The organism is Methanobacteriaceae archaeon, assembly GCA_030656015.1.
Classification (GTDB): Archaea; Methanobacteriota; Methanobacteria; order Methanobacteriales; family Methanobacteriaceae; genus UBA349.
Genome location: JAUSNX010000009.1, coordinates 144,877 through 160,108 on the forward strand (window position 1 = coordinate 144,877; position 15,232 = coordinate 160,108).

The 15,232-nt window shown below is 32.7% G+C and carries 14 protein-coding genes and 1 pseudogene; 11 read left to right on the forward strand and 4 right to left on the reverse strand.

The features are described 5' to 3' along the window. Window positions 1–248 precede the first annotated feature (248 nt). Both Q7I96_07310 and Q7I96_07315 read left to right on the forward strand, forming a co-directional pair. Window positions 249–1,781, forward strand: coding sequence for a SulP family inorganic anion transporter (locus Q7I96_07310; protein MDO9627415.1), 1,533 nt, complete (start codon window positions 249–251; stop codon window positions 1,779–1,781). Window positions 1,782–1,857: 76 nt separating this feature from the next. Next, a complete protein-coding gene (locus Q7I96_07315) occupies window positions 1,858–2,817 on the forward strand; it encodes a calcium/sodium antiporter (protein MDO9627416.1) in 960 nt (319 codons plus the stop codon). Window positions 2,818–3,048: 231 nt separating this feature from the next. On the opposite strand, the pseudogene nrdD reads toward Q7I96_07315, so the two are convergent. After that, window positions 3,049–3,333, reverse strand: a pseudogene (nrdD, locus tag Q7I96_07320) (anaerobic ribonucleoside-triphosphate reductase). Window positions 3,334–3,754: 421 nt separating this feature from the next. Continuing rightward, entirely contained in the window at window positions 3,755–3,949 is a 195-nt protein-coding gene (locus tag Q7I96_07325; protein ID MDO9627417.1) for a hypothetical protein, read from the reverse strand. Window positions 3,950–4,212: 263 nt separating this feature from the next. On the opposite strand from Q7I96_07325, the gene Q7I96_07330 reads away from it, so the two are divergent. After that, entirely contained in the window at window positions 4,213–4,668 is a 456-nt protein-coding gene (locus Q7I96_07330) for a hypothetical protein (protein ID MDO9627418.1), read from the forward strand. Between the two features lie 108 nt (window positions 4,669–4,776). Here the strand turns inward: Q7I96_07330 and cdhB are convergent, their stop codons facing one another. Further along, window positions 4,777–5,286 carry a CO dehydrogenase/acetyl-CoA synthase complex subunit epsilon gene (gene cdhB, locus Q7I96_07335; protein ID MDO9627419.1) on the reverse strand — a complete coding sequence of 170 codons (510 nt, stop codon included), beginning with the start codon at window positions 5,284–5,286 and terminating at the stop codon, window positions 4,777–4,779. A 101-nt stretch (window positions 5,287–5,387) separates the two neighbouring features. Between cdhB and Q7I96_07340 the strand changes: the two genes are divergently transcribed. Next, entirely contained in the window at window positions 5,388–7,841 is a 2,454-nt protein-coding gene (locus Q7I96_07340) for an acetyl-CoA decarbonylase/synthase complex subunit alpha (protein MDO9627420.1), read from the forward strand. A gap of 155 nt (window positions 7,842–7,996) precedes the next feature. Continuing rightward, the gene (locus Q7I96_07345; protein ID MDO9627421.1) at window positions 7,997–8,386 is read left to right on the forward strand and encodes a 4Fe-4S binding protein; all 390 of its coding nucleotides are present in this window, start codon (window positions 7,997–7,999) and stop codon (window positions 8,384–8,386) included. Between the two features lie 64 nt (window positions 8,387–8,450). Here the strand turns inward: Q7I96_07345 and Q7I96_07350 are convergent, their stop codons facing one another. Continuing rightward, window positions 8,451–8,600: a hypothetical protein gene (locus Q7I96_07350; protein ID MDO9627422.1), complete on the reverse strand. Its 150-nt coding sequence runs from the start codon at window positions 8,598–8,600 to the stop codon at window positions 8,451–8,453. A gap of 212 nt (window positions 8,601–8,812) precedes the next feature. On the opposite strand from Q7I96_07350, the gene Q7I96_07355 reads away from it, so the two are divergent. The 6 genes from Q7I96_07355 (at window position 8,813) to Q7I96_07380 (ending at window position 14,613) form a co-directional block, all read left to right on the forward strand. After that, the gene (locus Q7I96_07355; GenBank protein MDO9627423.1) at window positions 8,813–9,850 is read left to right on the forward strand and encodes a phosphoribosylaminoimidazolesuccinocarboxamide synthase; all 1,038 of its coding nucleotides are present in this window, start codon (window positions 8,813–8,815) and stop codon (window positions 9,848–9,850) included. Then, window positions 9,840–10,271, forward strand: a complete 432-nt coding sequence (locus tag Q7I96_07360; protein ID MDO9627424.1) for a hypothetical protein — start codon at window positions 9,840–9,842, stop codon at window positions 10,269–10,271. Before Q7I96_07355 ends, Q7I96_07360 begins: the two co-directional genes overlap by 11 nt. Continuing rightward, complete coding sequence (ppcA, locus tag Q7I96_07365) at window positions 10,231–11,694, forward strand: phosphoenolpyruvate carboxylase (GenBank protein MDO9627425.1); 1,464 nt, start codon at window positions 10,231–10,233, stop codon at window positions 11,692–11,694. The genes Q7I96_07360 and ppcA overlap by 41 nt, the downstream gene beginning before the upstream one ends. A gap of 213 nt (window positions 11,695–11,907) precedes the next feature. Beyond that, window positions 11,908–12,720: a DUF368 domain-containing protein gene (locus Q7I96_07370; protein MDO9627426.1), complete on the forward strand. Its 813-nt coding sequence runs from the start codon at window positions 11,908–11,910 to the stop codon at window positions 12,718–12,720. 184 nt (window positions 12,721–12,904) lie between these two features. Beyond that, the gene (locus tag Q7I96_07375) at window positions 12,905–14,206 is read left to right on the forward strand and encodes a hemolysin family protein (protein ID MDO9627427.1); all 1,302 of its coding nucleotides are present in this window, start codon (window positions 12,905–12,907) and stop codon (window positions 14,204–14,206) included. 167 nt (window positions 14,207–14,373) lie between these two features. Next, window positions 14,374–14,613, forward strand: a complete 240-nt coding sequence (locus Q7I96_07380) for a 2TM domain-containing protein (protein ID MDO9627428.1) — start codon at window positions 14,374–14,376, stop codon at window positions 14,611–14,613. Window positions 14,614–15,232: the final 619 nt, after the last annotated feature.

The window sequence follows — 15,232 nt, forward strand, 5'->3', positions numbered from 1 at the left end:
ATAATGTTATTTTAAGGTTTTATTTCATTATTAAAACCTCTATTATCACTTATTTTTATTTAATAAATTACTATTTTTATTATTAAATTTAGGAATTAACTTAAAAATCCTATCTTCACCTATTTTAATTTATAAAGCTTTTAAATAACTTATATTTAAATTTAAACATTAAAAATTATAAAAAGCACACAAAAGAAGATTTAATGTATATTCGCTTTAAAACTATATTTCAAGGATTGATTAATAAAATGTATTTCATAAGTAAAATAAAAAATAAAATAAAAAATTTAAATACAAAAACTGAAGTCTTATCTGGAACAACCGTGGCCCTGGCACTTATACCAGAAGCCATTGCTTTCTCTATTATTGCCAATGTGAACCCTCTGGTGGGCCTTTATTCTGCAATCATTATTGGAATAATAACCGCCATGATTGGTGGCCGACCTGGAATGATTTCTGGTGCTACTGGAGCGGTGGCTGTGGTAATAGTGGCCCTGGTGATACAGCACGGTCCCGAATATTTATTTGCCGCTGTAGTGTTAATGGGAATTATACAGATAGCCATTGGATTGTTAAAGTTGGGAAAATTCATTCGCCTGGTGCCTCAAGCCGTGATGTTCGGTTTCTTAAATGGGTTAGCCATAATCATCTTTACTTCCCAGTTTACCCAGTTCCAAACTCCAGATGGTAGCTGGCTCACTGGATCCTTACTGTGGATTATGTTAGCCTTTGTTGGATTATCCATGGCCATTATCCATTTTCTACCCAAGATTAGTAAGGCCATTCCTTCATCATTGGCCGCTATTTTGGCAGTTTCAGCCATTACCATCGGTCTGCAAATTCCGACCAAAACCGTAGGAGACCTTGCTTCCATTGCCGGAGGATTTCCAGCATTCCACATCCCCATGGTTCCCTTAAATTTAGAAACTATTATTATAATTTTACCTTATGCCATTATAATGGCCATGGTAGGATTAATTGAAAGTTTACTGACCCTGAATGTTATTGATGAAATGACTGAAACCCGGGGAAGAGGAAATAAAGAAAGTGTGGCCCAGGGAGTGGCCAATACCGTGTGTGGTTTCTTTGGAGGAATGGGTGGATGTGCCATGATTGGACAGAGTATCATTAATATTAATTCTGGTGCTAGAAACCGTATTTCAGGAATTACAGCTGCAGTGGCATTAATGGTAATTGTAATGGCCGGTGCGTCACTGGTAGAACAAATACCCATGGCCGCTTTAGTGGGAGTGATGTTCATGGTGGCCATTGGAACCTTTGAATGGGCCTCCTTTAGAATAATAAAAAAGGTGCCCAGAACCGACGTAATTGTAATGATAATTGTAGCAGGTGTCACGGTTTTATTCCACAATCTGGCCGCAGCAGTTATTGTAGGTGTTATTATCTCAGCTCTGGCCTTTGCCTGGGAAAGTGCCCGCCGTATCCATGCCCACACTACCATTGACCCGGAAAATATTAAACACTACGAAATAGAAGGGCCCCTATTTTTCGGTTCAATAACTGCATTTAAAGACCTATTTGATTATAAAAACGACCCTGAAGAAGTTATTATTGACTTTAACAAGTCCAGTGTCCGGGATCATTCTGCCATTGAGGCCTTAAATTCAATGACTGAAAAGTACGCTAAATGCGGGAAAAAGGTTCATTTGAGACATTTAAGTGAAGACTGTCGAATGTTGCTGGACAATGCCTCTGAAATAATTGAGGTCAATCACTGGGAAGATCCCCATTATAAGATTGCTGATGATATATTAGAATAATATTTAAAAAACAACAAGGTTATATATTTAAATAATAATAATACTTAGAAGAAGGAAACATATTGCCGGTGATAAATTGATAGAAATCATAGCACTTATAGCAGTCTTAATAATTTCATTGCTTCTAGTTATAAAATCAGCAGACATATTCGTGGACAATTTAGTAGAAATCGGCCTGGCACTAGGAATATCCGAAATAATACTGGGAGTTACCGCATCAGCTGTGGGAACATCACTTCCCGAGTTCGGTTCGGCCATGATAGCCATTTTAACAGGAAATCCCGAGATGGGGATAAGTGTGGCCATAGGTGCTAGTATATGGAATATAGCTGGAATTTTAGGAATATCCACCATAGTTACCGGTTTAATTGTGGCTAAAAAAGATGATATTAAAAGGGACGGAGTAATGGCCCTTTTAACAGCATTAGTATTGACCATATTCATGTTCTTATTTGGAGAACTTACCTTTACCCTGGGAATTATCCTGACCATTATGTATCTGGCTTATTTTTGGATATTGATCCGGGCCCAGAAAAAAGATCGCGCCGTAAATGGTATATCTGTACCCCAGGAACATAAAAAACCTATAACTAAAAAGAAGATTTTTTACGTCATAATTGGTCTTGCTGGTCTGGCCGTGGGCTGCAGGATAATTGTATATTCCACTGTGGAGTTAGCAGAAATTCTAAATATTCCTGCAGCTTTAGCCGGTATATTACTGGCTTTTGGTACCACTGCCCCTGAGTTCTTCACAGTTTTAACTTCGGCACGTAAAGGATTAAGTCGATTAGCAGTGGGAACTGTCCTGGGCAGTAATATATTTAACATACTCATAGGTTTAGGAATACCCGCCCTGTTTATTACCATACCTGTGGAATCCATTACCCGTAATTTAGATGGTCCAGCACTGGTTTTAATAAGCATATTGTTATTATTACTGCTAAAAAAAGACATGAAACTAACTAGAATAAGTGGAATAATTCTTTTAGCTTCTTATATAGTATATATTGGTGTAAGAATAGTTTATATGGGCTAATATATATTATATTTTATATTTTTTCTTATTTTAAAGAATTTCAATTATTAGTAAAACTTGAATTATTAAATATCAAATTATAGTCAATATTTAAAAAATATTAAAAATTCTTACGGTTAAAATAGTTCTAATGGTTTATTAGATTTAAAACACTAACAAAATAAAAAAAATATGTCGTTGGATGTCACATGTTAAGAAAATATTTTAAAAATAAAAAATTATAATTAATTATTAAATATTTAAATTTAAAAAATTAAAAACGCTTTCTATCCTTAATTCCTGCATTTTTCCTAAATTCAATCCCCCTGATGCTGATTTGGATCTTTCAACCTGTTGAACGTGTCCCGTGATCCAGTCATACCATTCAACTTCTTTGGTTTCACCACATGCTGAACAGTTATCATATACTCCTTTCATGAGTATTTTACATTTTACACAGAAGCTTAATGCCGAGCTATATGCCCAAACCCCAATATCTGACTTTTGAGCAATCTTATTGGTAAGACTCATAAGTGATTTTTCTTTTTCATATTCACACACATCCTAATATTTTTAAAAAATTAAAGATTTTAGTACTTCGTGTTATTTAGAAAATAGGTTTTTTCAGAACCCCAAAAGTCGACTTAAATGAATGAATAAATGCTTAAAATTTAATAAATTAAAAAAGAGTTATAAAAAAGAATTAATTAATCCACTCGCTAGTGATTTGTCATAAATAACACGATTACAAGATATTTAATTATTAGTAAAGAATCCGTATATATATATATATATTTTTCTGTAACAAACCTTTGTAATTGCGATGGTAATTGTGGCCTGTAAGAATTTTGATAGAATTTAAAAACTTTAAAACCACTTTAACTAGTTATTAATATTCCCAGCTACATCTTATCCTAATCATAGAAGATCTTTAAGTATGTAAAATAAAATAAATTAGTTAAATTAGAACCAGTATTAGACCAGAAAGATAGATTAATAGGAATATTATGCCGAAAACGAATATACCTAAAAAAATGTATTTATCATAGCTTTTTGAATCAAAAAGATCTTCTTCTTCATTTATTTTTTGATTTGGAGGAGTGTTATTTATTTTATTTTTTCTTGAATTTTTTATTTTATTTTTTCTTCCCATTTAAATCATACTCCATAAACTTGACTTTAAAATTTGATATTAATATATCATAGCATATTTAACCATCATAAATTTATGCTCAAAAAGAATAAATAGTATTAAGAGTGAAGGGCAGAACTTTTACGATGATTAAAAAAATTATATAATGTTCAGTCTATAATATTAATGTTTAATTATAATTATATAATGTTATTCCGTATAATTTATAATAAGAGTTTAATAATTAGAATATAATCTTACATCTTTAATTTGGGCGAAGGGGTATGAATAAAGAAGTTACCTTAATAAAATATTGTAATTGGTGTGGTGATCCTTTTGAGGTAAAATCACCCAATCAGAAGTATTGTCCATCCCGTGAGAAGGGTTGCAGTAAAGAAGCTAAGCGTGAAAGCTGGCGTAAAGCTTCCAATAATTATAGGAATAACTATAAAAACGTTTTAAATATTTCACAAGTGTATAAACTTGGATCTGGATGGCTGAGCAGTACACCAAAAAATGATTTTAATGAGGAATATCAGGCTATTCAGAAAGAAAAGAAACGGTTAAATATTAACGGCATAGTGGTAGGTGTACCTTTCTGGGTACAGATCACTTCTGAATTTTCTATGAGAAACGTTCTACAGCGAGCGCACTTTTCCATTGGGGAAATTTGGCCGCTTTTAATAGCTTTATTGGTATTCCTAGTGTTTGTTCTAATTTTAGGACACTATTATAAATAATAATATTTTATTAATTTTAATAATAATTAATCTTAAAAAATTAAAAAAAACTATATTATTTTGAATTAATTAATAAAAAAATTTAAAAATATACTTCATAATGAAGTATTATTCTAAATTGTCAATTAATTTTGTTAGCCAGACCAACCATTCTTCATAGGACATGTTGGGATACGACATATCAGCATTGGGATGCATAAACCGACACAAAGTTAAGGTTTTAATATGCGGTGCAAAGTTTTTTAGAGTAGATAAACCTTGTGAACCTATATAATAGGGGACCCCTATGAAACAAACCAGATCATAGTTTCCCTTACCCTCAAATCCTTTCCATTCAGGATTTTTTAGATTATTTATTAATTCTACTAGTCCCATGACTCTGGTCTTGTAATTCATTTTGGATAAGGTTAAACTAGAACCTCCAGTAGCCACCACAGTAATGTTTCTTTTTTTAGCAATTTCTAAACTTTTTTCAGCTATTTCTTCCGGAATATTATTCAATAACGATCCCATGACAAAAAGGGGATTTTTAGATTGTTTAATTGTTAAAGCTGCCATTTCTGACGGCCAAACACTTGCCGGATTTGCACATACCAATGCTGAATTCCATGCGGACATTATACCACCATTAATTTTTATGTAGGATGTCTTATGTAGGATGTGTATTAAGCACATATATAATGATTAATAATGACAAACTACATATATAATGATTAATAATGATAATATATAAAGGTGATGATATGGTTCAAAGCCAACAACATGAAGCCAATGGACTATCAATTAAAAATTTTAATATGGATTTTAATGAAATAGATTCATATTTAGATCAAAAGGCTAATTATAATCATTTAGATAAAAAAATTAGCTTAAACTATCCATTACTTAGAGAATGGGATTTTAAATTACTTTCTATTTTTAAGCCATTTTATGCGCCCCTTTGTGATATGTGCTGTCTGTGTACTTATGGAAAGTGTGATCTATCAGGTAATAAGAAAGGAGCTTGTGGAATAAACTTGGAAAAACAGCAGTCTAGAATGGTACTAATGGCCAGTACCATTGGTGCTTCAACCCATTCAGCTCATGCTAGACATTTAGTGGATTACTTGCTGGAAAAAAATCCAGAATTAGAATTAAAATATGATAATTCTATTGAGGTAATAACACCCATTATAACCACATTAACCGGAATAACCCCTAAAAATGCCATGGACTTAGATAGAATCATGGCCTGTGTGGAAAAAGAACTCACCAATCTAATGGCATCCACCCATACTGGCCAGGAAGGAGACTATTTAGAATTTGAATCAAAAGCACTTCATGCCGGAATGATTGATACACTATCCTTAGAAGTAGCAGAGTTAGCACAAATAAATCAATATGACTTAAATAAAGGTGAAGCGGACGTTTCCATGATAGAAATTGGAATGGGGGTAGCTGACCGTGATAAACCAGTTATTTTATGTATAGGGCATAATATAGCTCCCAGTAGCGAAATTATTGACTATGCCGAAGAAATGGACCTAATTGATGACCTGGAAATTTGTGGACTTTGTTGTAGTGCCCTGGAAATGGGAAGGAAATCCGCAAAATCAAAAATCATCGGCCCCATATCCCGGCAACTTATGTATATAAAATCAGGAATTCCTGATTTGGTGGTCCTGGACGAGCAATGTATCCGGGCAGATATTTTTGAACTCTGTGCTGAAAATAACATCCCAATAATCACCACCAGCGACAAATGTTCATTAGGACTTCCAGATAAAACCAAAGAAACCCATTACAAAATTGTTAATGAAATACTGGATGGAAAAATACCTGGTGCTCTAATAAGAGATAGTAAAAAAGTCGGAAAGACTGCTGTTGCACTGGCAACGAAGATCAAAGAAAAAAATTTTCTCCAAATTCGATTAAATAATTTAACCCCAGATGAACTGGCTATCAATAAAGCTGGAAATGAATGTAATAGTTGTAAAACTTGTGATACATCATGTCTTGAAGTTAAAGAAAATAGTAGTTCCAAAAGTTTCATCTCCAACGCTGAAAACGATATGCTACCCTACATTGAAATTTGTAACCTTTGTGGACAATGTAACCGGTCATGTTCTGCCATGTTACCTATCAAAGAAGCATTTGAAGAAGCTAAAGATGGGGATATTTCTCTCATGTCTAGTTTCTATGGTAAATGTGTGGGATGTGGTAAATGCATGGAGGCTTGTGATAAGAACATACCTCTGATTGATATTATAAGAATAGCTTCCCAGGAAAAAATAGATGCCGAGAAGTTTTCCATGCGGACTGGAAGGGGCCCAATCCAGGATGTTGAAATACGAAAAGTAGGAGCACCTATAGTATTTGGTGATATACCTGGAGTTATAGCACTTGCTGGATGCTCTAACTATGCTAATGGTGAAATAGAAGTCTATAAAATAGCAGAAGAATTTTTGAAAAGAGGTTACATAGTTTTAGCAGCAGGATGTGCCGCTATGGATATTTCACTTCAAAAAGACGAAGATGGTAAAACATTATATGAAAAATACAGTGGTAATTTTGATAGAGGAGGACTAGTTAATTTAGGGCCATGTGTGGCAAATGCCCATGCCATTGGTAGTGCCATAAAAATTGCTAACATTTTCGCAAAAGTACCCCTGGAAAACAATTTTACAGAAATAGCAGATTACATAATGAACAGAATAGGTGTTTGTGTAATTGCCTGGGGTGCCATGTCTCAAAAAGCTTTTGCCATAGCAACAGGTGCCAACCGCTGGGGAATACCCGCAGTTCTCGGCCCCCATGCATCAAAATATAAGAGATTATATTTAGGAAATGACCAGGAATTAAGAAAAATTAAAGATAAAAGAAACGGGACAGAAGTAATGTGTGAACCGGCCCCCTTGCATCTAGCATATTCAGCTGAAAGTCTCAATGAATCTATGGTTATGGCAGCAAAATTGTGTATTAGACCTAATGACCCCCCCAGGGGAAGAATGATTAAATTGAACAATTACGTAGATATCTACAAAAAATTCTATGGTTGCCTGCCTCCAGACATTCATCATTATGTTAGAAATGAGAAAGAAATTCCATATCAAGAAAAAGAAGAGATTATGGAAATACTTTCAGAAAATAACTGGGAGCCCAGAAAACCCCCAAAAGAACCTTCAATTTTATGAGTCTGAGAATTTAATTACTTGAACCACCTCTTAATTCTCAGACTTCATAATTCTTTAAAGAACAATTAAAGAATTATTAATTAATAAAAAACTAAACTGACTTCATAATTCTTAAAGAACAATAATTTAAAATGAATAACTAATTAGGTGATAAAATGAGCCCATTTATAACAATAAAAAATCCATTAAAATGTTATAAATGTAATTTATGCCTGAAAAAATGTAAAGAAATACATGGAAGCAGCAGAATCAAAAAAATTGATGGAATACCCGTCTTTTGTAAGCAATGCAAGGATGCACCCTGTGAAAAAGCATGCAAAGTAAATGCCATCACTCTTAAAAATAACGTACCGGTGATTGATGAAGAACTCTGTGTTGGATGTAATATGTGTGTAGAAGTTTGTCCAGATAAATTGATTTTTCTCAAGGATATTACTGCTCATAAATGCACACTTTGTATGGATTCCCAAAAAATTACGCCAGCCTGCATAGAGGCGTGTCCCGATAATATACTGGTGGTTAAATGTGGAGAAGACAACAAGTAGTAATTTATTTACTAATTAGTATTTAATTAAATAGTTTACGAAGAAAATTATTTTTTTAATAATACTAGTTTCTTTCACACCATTCTTTTAAAGCCTCCATACTTGCTTTTTTAATGGCCCCTTTTTCATAATTATGTTTTTTATATGCTTTTTCTTTGAATTCATCCATTAAATCAATGGGAATTCTCACATTCAATGTTTTCTGATTTGGCATAACAGTCCTCACCTAAAGAAATTTAAGCTCCCATACTATTTAACTTTTAATGTTGCTATATAGCAATATAGTTACATAACAAACATTATATAGGTGAAATTATAACAATTAATCATTAACAATACAATTCCATTATTAATTACTAACAGTAAAAAAAATTATCCCATTTAAGGTTTTATTTGGAATTAATTAAGCATATAGGAGAATTAAAGATGGGTAGCGTTAAAGATTTAAAAATTATAAAGAATCCAACTTTTGAAACCCCCGGTGAGGGTTTATTCACTTTCTCGGATAGATACTCAATTTTTGATTGGGGAGGAATGCCAGATCATATAGATAACAAAGGTGAATCCATTGCACTTTTAGGTGCATATTTCTTTGAAAAATTGGACGAATTAGGAGTTCCAAATCATTATATGGGTCTAATGGAAGATGGAAATGCAAAAAATCTTTCAGAATTAAAAAATCCGTCAAAAGTAATGAAAGTCCAGCTTTTACGGGTAATCAATCCAAAAATTGAGGATGGCGAATATGATTACTCCATATATTCCCATAATATAAAAGGAAATTTTTTAATACCCCTGGAAATCATTTATAGAAACACTTTACCGAAAGGCAGCAGTGTTTTCAAACGTTTGAATGATTGTGAAATAATTCCAGAAGATTTAGGATTAAAAAGTCCCCCAGTTCCCAATCAGAAGTTAAAAAAACCAATTATAGATTTTTCAACTAAATTAGAAGTCACTGACCGATATTTAAGGCCTCTTGAAGCTCAAGAAATAGCATGTGTGAATGATGAGGAGCTTGATGAATTAAAAGAAAGTACGATTATGATTAATAAGATGATATCTCGTGAATTTTCAAAAATCGGCCTGAAAAATGAAGATGGGAAAATAGAATTTGGTTATGGTCCAAAACGTCAATTAATGGTAGTTGATGTGTTGGGAACTTTAGATGAATGCCGTTTTACATTTAATGACCTACCAGTTAGTAAAGAAATCACAAGGATTTACTATCGGGATACCGCCTGGCAGTGTGCTACTGAAGAAGCGAAAAAAAAAGATAGAGTAAATTGGAAGGATAATTGCAGCCTAAAGCCGGAAAATCTCCCTCCAAAATTGAAATATTTAATTTCACAGGTTTATTGTTCCTGTACCAATGAAATAACTGGGAATGAATGGTTCAAAGATGTAATGTCCTTGAAGGAGATTTTAAAAGATATTAAAGGAGAACTACCTTTTGACAAATAGATTTGCAGTATGTCTTAACTGCATGGATGGTAGAGTACAGTTGCCTGTAATTCAATGGATCAAAGAAAATTATGAAGTTGACTTTGTTGATATGATAACCGAACCGGGAATGGACGGAGTATTGGCAGATTTAAATTCAGATATCAGTGATATTATAAATAAATTGGAAATTTCTGTAGATAAACATGAATCTGAATATATTTTTATTGCTGGGCACTACGACTGTTTAGGAAATCCAGTAGATAATATAACACATAAAAAACAACTTATGTTGGCGGTAGAAAGAATTAAAAAATTAAAAGGTTCTAATAAAATAGTAGGAATATGGATTTCTGAGAAATTTTCAGTGCAAAAGATAACTGAATTAAGGGGGATTAATTATGAAAATACCACGATGCATGAGTACTCAACATCCGGATAATGTGAATCCACCCTTTTTTTCAACAGATCCTGAACTGAGTGGTGAAGACGAGATAACAGAAGCCTACTATGTCTTTTCTCATTTAGGCTGCAACGAACAAATGTGGGATTGTGAAGGTAAAGAAGTAGATAATTATGTGGTTAAAAAACTACTTACCAAATATGGATCATTTTTTAATGAAAGAATTTTAGGTAAAGATGATTTTATAACCTTGAGAGTTCCCAACCCTACAGTTGAAAAGGCAGAAGCCAAGATTTTGCTGGAAACCCTGGAAAGTATACCTCGTTCATTTGACGCCGCTAAACTATTTTACGGGAAAGATAATGTGCCAGTATTTGAGGTAATTTTACCCATGACCGCTTCTTCAGACTGCCTTGACAGAATTTACCGATATTACCACGATTTTGTTGTGGGTAAACAAACCAAACCATTCAAAAAAGGAGATATAACTATAGCCGAATGGATTGGTGAATTTAAACCTGAAAAAATTAATGTAATTCCGCTCTTTGAAGATATGGAAAACATGCTTAATGCCCATAATATGACTCGGGATTATTTAAAGGATAAGTCTGTAGACTATCAAAGAGTTTTCTTAGCAAGATCTGACCCGGCCATGAATTATGGATTTATAAGTGCACTTCTTTTAAATAAGACCGCCCTACAAAGACTGGGAAAATTAGAAACAGAAATTGGTGTGAAAATATACCCTATAATTGGTATAGGTTCAGCGCCCTTCCGGGGTAATTTAAGACCTCAAACTGTAGAGAGGATTTCAAAGGAATATCCCAACGCCCATACATTTACCATTCAATCTTCATTTAAATATGATAATCCTCCGGAAGAGGTCATATCAGCTATTAAATTATTAAATGAAAGAAAAACAACTATTCCTGCAGAAATTGACGAGGAAAGATGTTTGGCTATATTGGAAAAGTACGGTAATGAATATCAAAGACAAATACTAAAACTTGCTCCAGCAATAAATCAAATAGCCAAGTATATTCCCAGTAGGAGAAAAAGAAAATTACATATTGGCCTTTTTGGTTATGCACGTAATATTGATGGAATTTCATTACCTAGAGTCATAACATTTACTTGTGCCCTTTATTCTTTAGGATTACCTCCAGAAATATTGGGACTGAATGCACTGGATGATGATGATTTATTATTTATAGAAAAAGTTTATTTAAATTTTAAAGATGATTTAAAGGATGCTCTTAAATTTTTTAATCCCAAAACTGAATTCTTACCTGAATCTCTTAGAAAAAATGATTTAATTGAAAATTTACTTGAAACTATTCAAATAAATGAAAATCATGAAGAGTTAACTGATGTTATCTTGTCTTCTTTAAAAGCAAATAAAACAGAAAATATTGGTGAAACCATATTGGAAGCAGCACATTTAAGAGGATTTCTAGGATAAATTTTTTATTTTTTTAAATATTAATTAATTCATATTTTCTTTTTTCATACAATAAATATATTAAACAAATTTATCTAATCAGAATAAATCATAATTTACAAAAAATAAAAATAAATATTAATTTATTCATATTAGCTATTTTGGAGATTATAAATGACCGAGTACCACAGAAAACTAAAAAATTTCCTATCTATTTTCTTAAGAGGTCTCTTCATGGGAACCGCCGATATCATGCCCGGGGTTTCTGGAGGAACCATAGCCCTTATTACTGGAATATACGAGCGTTTAGTACACTCCATCAGTAAAATAAACTTTAAGTTTCTAAAACCACTTTTAAAAGGCCAATTTAAAGAATCGTGGAGTATATTAAAAAAAGAAGTTGATTTCCAGCTATTTATTCCTTTACTTATGGGAATAGGATTGGCTGTATTGACCCTGTCCCAGTTAATGAGTTTTTTATTAGCTAATTATGCAGCTTTCACCTATGCCTTCTTCTCTGGTTTAATTCTGGCCTCGGCCTACATTGTTTATTCAGAAATAGAAGGTTTCTCAGTGAAGAACCTCAGTTTCGGAATTATTGGATTTGTTTTCGCCTTTATATTCGTAGGCTTGAATCCTATTTCAGCCAATCACACCCTACCTATTATCTTTTTTTCTGGTATGCTGGCCATCTGTGCTATGATATTACCTGGAATATCCGGGGCCTTCCTTTTACTGCTTTTAAACCAGTACGAGTACATGATCAACGCCCTGAACAGTTTATCTATTACAGAAATCGTAACCTTCATGACCGGAGCCCTGATTGGGATACTTTCATTTTCAAGATTACTGGATTATTTACTTAGACATCATGAACACGTTACCATGTCCTTTCTGGTGGGGTTAATGTTGGGTACCCTTAGATTGCCTTATCAAAAGATTGATTTAAGTGAAACCAGTTCCATCGTTATTTCCTTAGTACTGGGATTAATTGCCTTTGGAATAGTCATGTTAATGGAGAAAAAATTCAGATACATTGATTATTAACATTGAACATCCCCTTAGTTTTAATGGGAGGAATAGTTCTTTAAATCAGATAAATTAATAAATTAAGACCAACAAAAGGATTATAAAATTAAGAACTATTTTTCATTAATTCATTAATCAAATCAATAATTTAATAAATTTAAATTAATAAATATTTTAAATAACCTAAAGTAAGAGGATAATCATGAGTAATCTATTTTTAGAAATTTTTGCTATTGGAATGCTTATTTTATTAAATGGTATGTTGGCCATGTCTGAAATAGCAGTTATATCTTCTCGAAAAATTAAACTGCAAAAAATGAGTCAGGACGGAAATAAAGGTGCTGATATCACCCTAGAATTATTAGAGTCTCCCAACCAATTTTTATCAGCAGTTCAAATTGGGATTACTCTGATAGGAATTTTAGCAGGTGCCTTTGGTGGTGCCACGATTTCCATTTATTTAAACAATTATTTGAGTGGTTTCAGCTTTTTAGCACCTTACAGTGACACATTAAGTATAATCATTGTGGTTTTGATAATTACTTATTTCTCACTGGTAGTCGGAGAACTGGTTCCTAAGAGGATAGGACTTAATAATCCTGAAAAGATTTCAGTTAAGATAGCCCGACCATTACTGATATTATCCCGAATCACCAGCCCCGTGGTTTCTCTTTTAAGTTTTTCCACCGATTCACTATTGCGTTTAATTGGATCCAAAAAAGAAAGCAGTGATAAAGTAACTGAAGACGAAATCAAACTCCTTATTAAGGAAGGTCTAAAAGCCGGAACTGTGGAAAAGGAAGAAGAAGATATTATTAAAAGAGTTTTTAGACTGGACCAGCAAAAAGTTGGCAGTTTGATGACACCCAAAACAGAGATCATATGGTTAGACCTGGATGATCCCTTAGAAGAAGCTGAAAAACAGATAATTGGTAGTGAACGATCTATTTTTCCAGTGGGTAAAGATGAATTAAACAATTTTTTAGGTGTTGTTCAGACTAAAGACATTCTAGGATCAATTTTAAATGGAGAAGAAATCAATATTGAGTCCAATTTAAAGGAACCTTTAGTTATACCAGAAACTCTGCCTATTTTAGATGTATTAAACCTTCTCAAAGAAAACAAAAACTACGTGCATATGGCCATGGTAGTGGACGAATATGGGAGTATAGAAGGTTTAATAACACTCAACGACATATTAGAAGCGTTGGTTGGAGATATACCCTCTTTAGATGAACCAAACGAACCTAAAGCCGTTCTTAGAAAGGATGGATCGTGGTTGGTAGATGGTTATTTATCAGCAGAAGAATTTAAGGAAGTGTTGAATATTGAAAAGCTTCCTGATGAGAATAAAGGTAATTTCAATACTATTGGTGGTTTTATAATGAGCTACACTGGTAAGGTACCAGATACTGGAGAAATATTCCAGTGGGAAAACATTGAATTTGAAATCGTAGATATGGATGGCCACCATATTGACAAAATATTGGTTAGAATTATTTAAATCACTATTTTTTTATTATTTTTTTTTGAATTAAAATTGATATTAATTCTTATTTTCAATAATTTATTGAGCAATAATATTAAGGATATTTGATAATAAATTGTATTGGTGAGAAAATAATGTCCAAAAACATATCTCTAGAAGAATACCAAGAATCATAACATAAAGTGGCCAAAGCAGACCGGGCCAGAAGTTTCTACATACATTTGGCCATTTATTTATCTATAAATGCTGTTTCAGCTATTATTAATCTTATATTCACTCCTAATTTTCTGTGGGTCATTTTTCCTATAACCTTCTGGGGCATGGGCGTAGTCTGGAATTATATATCCTCGTTTATTTTAGTTGACAAAAAGCTGCTGAAATTATCTTTAAGGGCTGAAAAAGAAGTCATGAAGAAAAATTAAATATTTTCTATTTTTATTTCATATTATTGAAATTTTTTTTGAAGTCAATATTGTTAATCCCTAACAATTAAAAAAAATATCAAATAATGCTAAAATCCCATTATTTTATAAATAAAAAGACTAAAACATATCGTAATAAATAAAAAAGGCATATGGTGCATTATTTTAACACATGCCTCTAAATCTCCACTGAGGCAAGTATAGGCCATGACACATGTATAATATTTGGCCTGAAACAATAACCTATTCTCAAAAAAAGCTCTTACTTGGAGGATTTTATTTAAATAGGGTATGGTGGAGTCCTTTCCATTACATTGCAATAAAAAAAGCTCTAATTGAGTCTTATTTGATTTAATAGGCACAAATACGGCCCTTTTCTTGATTTTGAACCACAATCTTTATATGGTAAGTCAAAGATGATATGATGATATCAGTGTGACCTTTATTTAGTCAATATGATTATTGTTGAACTTTTTTCAATAATCTGGACTTTTTAAAGTGGCATTGATATGGAGGCGGTAAAATTTCGCGAAAATTAAATCTAGTTTTCGTATTATCATTATGTTTAGCTTTTTTAAGCTTTAGTGGAATTCACGCCACTGACGTGAATCAAACATCA